At 57.4% G+C, this 1,456-nt stretch carries 2 protein-coding genes; both read right to left on the bottom strand.

Annotated features, from left to right (window positions below; all coding sequences use genetic code 11):
* Positions 1-127: 127 nt before the first annotated feature.
* Positions 128-772 (bottom strand): imidazole glycerol phosphate synthase subunit HisH, encoded by a 645-nt coding sequence (hisH, locus tag BDE01S_RS10510; RefSeq protein ID WP_066081316.1) that lies wholly within the window; start codon positions 770-772, stop codon positions 128-130.
* Between the two features lie 36 nt (positions 773-808).
* Positions 809-1,318, bottom strand: coding sequence for a YbjN domain-containing protein (locus BDE01S_RS10505; protein ID WP_115225413.1), 510 nt, complete (start codon positions 1,316-1,318; stop codon positions 809-811).
* Between the last annotated feature and the right edge of the window lie 138 nt (positions 1,319-1,456).

The raw sequence follows: 1,456 nt of genomic DNA, 5'->3' as shown, positions 1-1,456 counted from the left end.
AAAGCCGCCATGCTCCGATGGGGAGTACGGCGGCTTTTGATATGGCCCGAGCGTGCAAAAAGGCCGTCTGAATATCGCAGTTCAATATTCAGACGGCCTTTTTAATAGCTTGGCTACTCCGTTCCGTTTACGGACGCCAGTTCAGAAAATTCCGCAGCAGCAGCAGGCCGCCGTCGTGACTTTTCTCGGTGTGGAACTGGGTAGCGAATACATTATCCTTGCCCGCGATGCAGGCGAAGGCTTCGGGGTAGTCGCTGGTGCCCAATACGATATCGGCATCCTGCGGCGCAAAGTAATAGCTGTGCACGAAATAAAAGCGTGTATCTTGGTCGATGTCGGCAAACAGGGGATGCGCGCGGGTTTGGCGCACGCTGTTCCAGCCCATATGCGGCACTTTCAGGCGGTTGCCTTCCGTATCGTGCAGGTTGTCCGCAAAGCGTTTCACTTCGCCGGCAAACCAGCCCAAGCCTGCGGTATCGCCCTCTTCACTGTGTTCGAACAGCAGCTGCGCGCCGACGCAGATGCCGAAAAACGGTTTGTTTTTCAGGCCGTCGGCCACGGCTTCGCCCAAGCCGCTGCGGCGTAGCGCCGCCATGCAGTCGGGCATCGCGCCCTGGCCGGGAAACACGATTTTATCGGCGGCCAATACGGCTTCCGGTTGGTCGGTCAGGTAAATCTCCGCATCCGCACCGGCCAGCTTTTGCGCGGCCTGCACGGATTTGAGCACGGAGTGCAGGTTGCCCATGCCGTAATCGACAACGGCTACTTTCATCATATTTTTCCCCTCAAAAGCACAATCAAATCAGGTTTAGTGGCGTGTCGGCGGTACGGACGGCGCAGCTCCTGCCGCTGCCTGCTCGCATTTGGCAACAGCCGCTGCCGGTGTTTCAAAGCCGAAAAGCACTTCCAACAAACCCTGCCCGTAGCGTTCAAACATACCGGCCGGGATGCCGAAGCTGTCATCCAACACCGCTTCGGAAGGCTGCACGCCGTCGCAGTTGACGGTAATGCGGTAGCGGATTTCGCCGTCTGAAAAATCCAGCTCGAAGCAGCCGTGTATCAGGCCGTAATTGGCGCGGGCGATAAACTCGGCCGCTTCGCCCAGCCGCTCCGGCTCGGCTTTCAGCGGGGCGATAGCGTAAAAAATCAGGTTGTCGCTGCCGATGCTGACGGCGCAGTCCAGCTTGTTGAGCTTACCTTTGACGCTCAATCCGTAGCGGAACAGGCCTTTTTCCGCATTAAAATCGTAATGGTATGCTTCTCTGTCCAGCCAGCCGCGCACCAGCTCGGCCAGCTCGGTATCGTATTCTTCCATCATGCGCTCCTTATCGCTGAGACGGGTATTTTAGCAAACTTCCGCCCCGCTCTGCTCTGCTTAACCGTTGTCCCGATTTATCCGACAAGCCCGCCGCTCCGTATGACGGATACTGTCTGCGGATTGCAGCCTGGTTTCAAT

Origin of the sequence: Bergeriella denitrificans NBRC 102155, assembly GCF_001592185.1 — a bacterium.
Lineage (GTDB): Bacteria > Pseudomonadota > Gammaproteobacteria > Burkholderiales > Neisseriaceae > Neisseria > Neisseria denitrificans.
This window is presented reverse-complemented; position numbering and strand designations above follow the sequence as displayed.

Excerpts from the sequence above, each read along its gene's own strand:
- hisH (WP_066081316.1), bottom strand. The coding sequence starts at position 772 with ATGAAAGTAGCCGTTGTCGATTACGGCATGGGCAACCTGCACTCCGTG.
- BDE01S_RS10505 (WP_115225413.1), bottom strand. The coding sequence starts at position 1,318 with ATGATGGAAGAATACGATACCGAGCTGGCCGAGCTGGTGCGCGGCTGG.